Source organism: Catellatospora sp. NPDC049133 (assembly GCF_040648455.1).
GTDB classification, from domain to species: domain Bacteria; phylum Actinomycetota; class Actinomycetes; order Mycobacteriales; family Micromonosporaceae; genus Catellatospora; species Catellatospora aurea.
In genome coordinates this window covers 26,265-32,619 of the sequence record NZ_JBEZDT010000064.1, presented here as the reverse complement: position 1 = coordinate 32,619, position 6,355 = coordinate 26,265, and the positions used below count along the sequence as shown (strand labels likewise).

General features: G+C 70.0%; 6 protein-coding genes. 3 read left to right on the top strand and 3 right to left on the bottom strand.

The genetic code is table 11. The features are described 5' to 3' along the window. Positions 1-596: non-reducing end alpha-L-arabinofuranosidase family hydrolase (locus tag AB0B35_RS40755; protein WP_361056873.1), on the bottom strand; the 596-nt coding region annotated here is incomplete at its 3' end. Between the two features lie 479 nt (positions 597-1,075). Here AB0B35_RS40755 and AB0B35_RS40750 point away from each other — a divergent pair. Together AB0B35_RS40750 and AB0B35_RS40745 are read left to right on the top strand one after the other, a co-directional pair. After that, positions 1,076-1,207, top strand: coding sequence for a hypothetical protein (locus tag AB0B35_RS40750; RefSeq protein WP_361056871.1), 132 nt, complete (start codon positions 1,076-1,078; stop codon positions 1,205-1,207). Between the two features lie 230 nt (positions 1,208-1,437). After that, entirely contained in the window at positions 1,438-2,157 is a 720-nt protein-coding gene (locus tag AB0B35_RS40745; RefSeq protein WP_360541424.1) for an SDR family oxidoreductase, read from the top strand. Between the two features lie 49 nt (positions 2,158-2,206). On the opposite strand, the gene AB0B35_RS40740 is transcribed toward AB0B35_RS40745, so the two are convergent. Further along, on the bottom strand, positions 2,207-2,914 hold the full coding sequence (locus AB0B35_RS40740; RefSeq protein WP_361056868.1) for a VOC family protein: 708 nt from the start codon (positions 2,912-2,914) through the stop codon (positions 2,207-2,209). Between the two features lie 220 nt (positions 2,915-3,134). Continuing rightward, on the bottom strand, positions 3,135-4,859 hold the full coding sequence (locus AB0B35_RS40735) for a glycoside hydrolase family 9 protein (protein ID WP_361056865.1): 1,725 nt from the start codon (positions 4,857-4,859) through the stop codon (positions 3,135-3,137). Between the two features lie 276 nt (positions 4,860-5,135). Between AB0B35_RS40735 and AB0B35_RS40730 the strand changes: the two genes are divergently transcribed. Further along, positions 5,136-6,341: a collagen-binding domain-containing protein gene (locus tag AB0B35_RS40730; RefSeq protein ID WP_361056862.1), complete on the top strand. Its 1,206-nt coding sequence runs from the start codon at positions 5,136-5,138 to the stop codon at positions 6,339-6,341. Positions 6,342-6,355 lie beyond the last annotated feature (14 nt).

Here is a 6,355-nt window from a genome sequence, read left to right as displayed (position 1 = left end):
AAGTCCTTGAGCGAGACCCAGCCCGACTTCGGGTTGGCCAGCGAGCCGGTCGACGTCCAGCGGTAGGTCGACGGCAGGGAGCACCCGCCGGGCGGTGAGGGCGACGGGGACATCGTGGGAGACGGCCTCGCGCTCGGCGACGTCGTCGGCGAGGCGGTCGGCGATCCCGTCGGCGACACGCCGCCGGCGCACGTCACGCCGTTGAGGGCGAAGCTCGCCGGGACCGGATTGGAGCCTGTCCACGATGCGTTGAAGCCGAACGACACCGTGGCATTGGTCGCCACCGAACCGTTGTAGCTCACGTTGTTCGCGGTCACCGCTGTGCCGCTCTGCGTCAGCGAGGTGTTCCACGCCTGCGTCACCGTCTGTCCGGCGCCGAACGACCACGTCAACGTCCAGTTGGTCAGCGGGTCGCCCAGGTTCGTGACCGACACGTTGGCGCCGAAGCCGCCGGGCCACTGCGACGAAACGGCATAGTTCACCGAGCAGCCCGCGGCCGCGGCGCCTGCCGGCAACGCCACGAGAACCGTTACCGACGCCAGTAGTGCCGCACCGGCCGACACGAGGCTGACCAGGATTGATCTCGATCTTGCCATTGGCACACTCCCGATGGATGCGCTCCTGCGATAGATGCAATGTGATCGCTCACATTGGTGTCGAACATGTTACGGGAGCGCTCCCAGAATAACAACAACGGACATCTATCAATCGATAGCTGATCGGCATCGGTCGGTGGCACCTGGTGGTCGTGCCAGGTCGAAGCCCTGGCCCGTCGTCATCGCCTGAGAGCGGAATGGACGGAGGGCGGAAGTGCGACCCGATTCCGTGTTGTCGGATAACCACTTTCATCGACCAGAATTCAATGGGAATTCTGTGGCATTCGTGGAGCACATCAGTATCGACCTGATGGTTCTCCTGCGACAGCGGCAGACGCGGCATATAGTTCGGTGGAACACGGCGACGAGATGATCGCCCGCGAGGTACTCGGCGTCCGCCTGTCGCCGCCCGTCCCGCATCGTCCCGATGGCGGCGGGGCATCGCAGGGGCGGCAGCCGAACGACTTTCCGCACCGCAGGTGGTCAGCTGGCTGGTCACCCTGCTGCTGACCGCACTCATCGCGGTTAAGTCCGTCGTCGCCCTGATCCAGCGCAGATACTTCCCGCCGCCGCCCGCGGCGAGGCCTGCGGACTCGGCCACGGGTTCGTAGCGCCGGACGCATGGGTGAGGTGCCCCGGATGGCGTCCCGACTTTCCCGGCGATCCCGAGATGGTGCGACCCCCGAAGGCACTAACGTGATCTGTGGCTCGACGCGGTGGCGGCCCGCTCGACGAACCCGGCACCGCTGCCGACGAGAGGCTTTCACCGGGCAGCGGTGGGGACGCTGCCACGTCCAGGGTTCAACCGGCGTTCCAGCCGCTGTGACGGAAGGACGGGGCAATGAGGTTGCAGGGGAAGGTCGCGCTGGTCTCCGGCGGTTCCAAGGGCATCGGCCATGCGGTGGTGGAACTGTTCGCCAAGGAGGGCGCGACCGTCATCTCGGGCGACATCACCCCGCCGCAGGGGTCCTTCCCCGCGGGGGTCGAGGCCGTACAGCTCGACGTCACCAGCGAGGACCAGTGGGCGAGCGTGGTCGGGGACATCGTCAAGAAGCACGGCCGCCTCGACGTGTTGGTCAACAACGCCGGCATCATCGCGTACGAACCGCTCGACGAGTTGGACGTCACGAACTGGATGAAGATGGTCGCGGTGGACCAGACGGGCGTCTTCCTCGGCATGCGCGAGGCGGTGCGGATCATGCGGAAGAACAGGTCCGGCTCGATCGTCAACGTCTCGTCGATCTGGGGCAACTCGGCGGTCGCCGGAGCGTTCTCGTACCACGCGGCGAAGGGCGCGGTGCGCAACATGACCAAGAACGCGGCGATGACCTACGTCGGTGAGGGGATCCGGGTCAACTCGGTCCATCCCGGTTTCATCGACACCCCGCTGACCCAGGCCCAGGCACCGGACCTGAACAAGCTCGTCATCGACCAGACGCCGATGAAACGGCCGGGTCTGCCGACGGAGGTCGCCTACGGCTGCCTCTACCTGGCCTGCGACGAGTCGAGCTTCGTCACGGGCACCGAGCTGGTCATCGACGGCGGCTACCTGGCCCAGTGACGGGCGGACCTGCGTAGCGCACCGGCCGCAGGTCACCCGTGCCGGCGGTTCACCGCTTCTTCGCCGCTGACATGTCGACGCACACGATTCCCTTGTTGCCGTCCTGGTCGGCTATCACGGTGAGCGAAGGCGCGTTGCTGTCGTCGACGACGGTTCCACCCGCGGCGACGGCGGCGGCGATCCGTTGCCCGGCCACCTCGGGCACCACGTAGACCTCGATGTGGAACCGCTGGCGCGGAGTGTCGTGCTCGTCGGTGTCCCCGAACCACAGGATCGGTACCCGTCCCGTGGCGTCACGGATGTCGTCGCCGAGGCATCCGCGTCCCTGGGCCTCGATGCTCCCGGTCAGCAGCGCGGCCCACACCGGGGCGATGGTCGCGGAGCGCGCCGTGTCGAGGCCGAGCTCGATCACGCTGACCGACGCCGGGTCGGCGACGATCTTGTGGTCGGCGGCGATCTCGGTGATCCGCCGCGCAAGGTCGATGTCCTGCTGGGTCACCCATTCGACGACGTGCTCGGTGCCCTCGTCGTCGCGGTAGACGGCATCGTCGGTGATCAGCTTGAGGTCGACGTGACCGTTGCCGATCGACACGCGCGGGTGGTGGCCGAGCGCGTCGCCTGCCTCACCCACCGCGGCGACGAACCGTGCGCCGGTGCCGAAGTCACCGACCACGTAGCGGGCATGCAGCCCCTGGCCGAGCTTGCGCCAGTCGGTAAGGCCGGCTTCGGCGATCTTCTCGCCCCTCAGCATGTCCATAGACGGAACCTTATCGCCTGGCTCCTGCTCAGCTGTCGGCGTAGGGGCAAGTGCGCACATCCGTCTGGGAGTTGAACAGAGGCCGGTCGTAGTCGCGCAAGGCCGCGCGGGTGGCGATGTCGTGGTGTACGCCGTCGCCACCCGCAAGTCTCTTGGCGGATGGAGGCCGCTGCCTGTTCCGCTCGTTCAGCTGCTCCAGCCGGGTTGCATGGGTGACGGGTCAGCGGGCGCAGGCAGCGGCGAGCAGGAACCATCCCGCGTGGGGGATCCATTGCTCGGCCCAGCGCCAGGAGTCTCCCGCGGGGGCGTCGGGCGGTAGGAAGGCGATGTCCTTCTCGTCGGACCACCCTGCGGTGATGCCGTTGACGATGCCGCCCGGCAGATTGGGGAAGTCGGTCTCGTAGTCGACGTTGTTGTGTCCCCTGCCCTGGACCATCGAGACGTCGAACGGGTTGCGGCCGGTGATCCAGGCGAGCTGGTCGTCGGCGAAGGCGGCGAGTCTCTCGCGTACGCCGTCGGGGACCTCGTCGAGGTGGGCGCAGGTGGCCGCTGCGGCGGCGAGCGAGGCGATGGTGGCGTTCTCGCCCTGCCACCAGTAGCCGGTCTCGTTGGCGTGGGGGAAGAAGAAGGCGTCGGCGGGTTCGGCTTCGGCGGGTTGCACGCGCTGGCGCGGGTAGCCGAACGGGTTGGGCACGGCGTGGCTGCGCCGCACGGTGTCCAGGGTGGCTTCCAGCGCGAGGGCTCGGGCGGCCGCCGCCTGTGGCGCTTCGGGCAGCACCCGGGCGAAGCGCAGCAGCGCCAGCATGGGCAGCCCGGCCTCGACGGCGTGGAAGAACGGCCGTCGCTGCGCGTCGGCGAGGAACCACCCGGGGCTTTGGTCGGTCGGGCGGACGTATCGGGCCAGCAGCGACGCCGCGCGTTGCTCGGCGGCTGCGCGTACGACGCTGTCGCCGGCCCCGACGGCGGTGAGTTCGGCGGCGGCGAGCAGCGCGCAGTAGTCGTCGACGATGTTCTCGGTGTTGTCGTGGAGGTGGTCGAGGTTTTGTTCTTGCAGGTGGGCGAACCCTTGCCGGGCCGCGTGCAGGTAGTCCGCGCGGCTGAAGTGGCCGTCGTCGTCGAGGGTGGCGGCGCGGGCGAGTGCGGCGATGGCCAAGCCGCCGCCGTGCCGGTAGCCGGCCTGGTAGCGGTCGGTGCGGACGCAGTCTGGCAGCGGTGCGGTGATCACGCGCTCGTCGAGGCGTTTGGTCAGGGCGTCGAAGATGCCGGTGTAGAAGCAGCCGTCGGGGGAGCGGAAGCGCACCAGGAAGTCGGCGCCCCACAGCGCCTCGTCGCGCAGCCGGGCGCCGAGCGAGCGCAGCAGCGCAGGGTGGTGTTCGGTGAGCGCGTCGCGGGCGGCCAGCATCGCCCAGGCGCACAGCGGGGTCTGCTGCGGGCTCATGGTCCGGGTGTAGGTGAGGTGGCTGAGGAACTTGCTGGTGTCTCCGCTGGCGTCCAGCCAGCCGCCGCGGGCGTCTACGGTGCGGCCTGAGTCGTCGCCGTACAGGGCGGCGTGGCGGTCCTTGCGGTCGATCTCGCCGCTGGAGCGCATCGCCTTGAAGTAGGCGAGCACGTCCGACATGGTCTGGCGCTGGATCCGATCCGGGGCGATCTCGAACGCGTGGGAGGTCGCGGCACGGCCGGCGGCGTCGTGGATGCGGACGCGGTAGCCGCCGGATCCGAGGCCGGGCGGCAGGTCGATGCGTGCGTACGGTCCGGCGGTCCAGCCGGGCACCGCCTGGACCGGGCCCACGGTCAGGGGTGGCTGCGGCGTGCCGTCTTCGGCGAGCAGTTCGACCCGTCGGGGTGGCTCGCCGTCGGGCAGCACCGCGATCGCGGCCTTGGCGGCCGCCAGCCCGTACCCGAGGTGGCCGACCAGGACGGCCGGTCCGGCGTCAGTCCTGCGCACCGGCGAACACCTGCCCGTCGTCGGCGACGGCGCGGCATCCGGCGTCGTTCGGCGATAGGGCTGCGGGCGTTAGGGCGCGGTGTCGACTGTCGTCTGCGGTCGCCGACCGGGTGGGGGGAGTCTGCATGCGGCAAATCTATGGCCCCGCGGCCGGCCGAGCCGAGGTGCGGGGTCCACGGACATCCGGCACGAACGCGCGCGCCGGTCCTGAACGTGAAGAATAATCAATGCTGCTAAATACATCAAAAGGTCATCAACTGACGCTATCGTCGCCGGGTGGACAGGAGATCACTACGTCTTGCCGTCGCGTCGGCGACCCTGGGGGTGACCGCCCTGGCGGTGCTGCTGGCACCCCCGACGACCGAGGCGACCGCGGCCGCGCCGTCGGGGACCATCGAGGGTGCGCTGGGCTTCAACGTGTTCGTGCGGGACCTGGTCCAGCTCGACTCCGGCGAGATCGAGGGCCCGCTGGCAGTCGGAGGCCCGGTGCGGTGGTTCGGGGACTTCCCGGTCGCCTCCGTCACCCCGGGCGATTTCATCGCCCCCGGTGACAGCGTGCCCAGTGCGCTGGTCGCCGGCCAGGGCCTGGTCTTCCCGCCGTCGAACCGCGGTGAGCTGACGGTCGCGGTCCCGTCAGGCGGTCATCCGGCTCCGCCGCCACCGGGGTACGCGAAGGTCGGCCGACCGTCGGCCGTGTCCGTCTACAGCGCCGGCGAGCAGACGCGGATCGTGCCGCACGGCCAGGGGGCCGGCTATCCGGCCGTGGTCACCGTCGGCGCGGGGCAGAGCGCCGAGTCGATCGGCCGGGCCACCGGCATCGACTTCGCCACGGTGTTCGCCCACCTGCAGAGCGCCTCCCACGACATGGCCGAGTGCCAGAACACGGTGCGGCTGACGGACCTGACCGGCAAGCCGCTGCCCGCCCGCATCCCACCGGGCACGTTGGCGGTCGTCGACCTGTCCCGTGGCGGCAACGTGCTGAACATCAGCGCCCCCAACCTGGGCGCCCTGTCCACGGTCATCTTCTCCGGACCGCCGTCGGCGTCGGCGACTCTGCTCGTCAACGTCGACGTCCCCGTCGGCCAGGACCAGTTCACCTGGGCGGTGCCGAGGTTCCTGGGCGCTTCCGTGGCCGAGGCCCCGTACCTGCTGTGGAACTTCCCGGGCAGCGCCGCGGTCGTCCTGAACGGTGCGGGCACCCTGCCCGGCACGGTCCTCGGACCCCGCACCGAGCTCGGCATCTTCGGGGGCGGCACGGTCATCGGCCAGGTCGTCGCCGACGAGCTGGCGGTGGGTCCCGGCGGCGACAGCCCCGACGGCAATCTCGTCCGCCACGCCGTCAACGCGGTCCCGCTGGACTGCGCCGACCCGACGCCGACCGAGCCAGAACCGTCCGCCACGCCGACCGCGTCGCCCAGCCCCGCGCCGACCGCGACCGGCAGCCCCAGCGCTTCGCCGTACGGCCGCCCGCCGCGCCCCTGACCGCAGGGGTGCCT

Bases quoted from the DNA above. Each gene is read 5' to 3' on its own strand.
- AB0B35_RS40745 (WP_360541424.1), top strand. From the start codon at position 1,438: ATGAGGTTGCAGGGGAAGGTCGCGCTGGTCTCCGGCGGTTCCAAGGGC.
- AB0B35_RS40740 (WP_361056868.1), bottom strand. From the start codon at position 2,914: ATGGACATGCTGAGGGGCGAGAAGATCGCCGAAGCCGGCCTTACCGAC.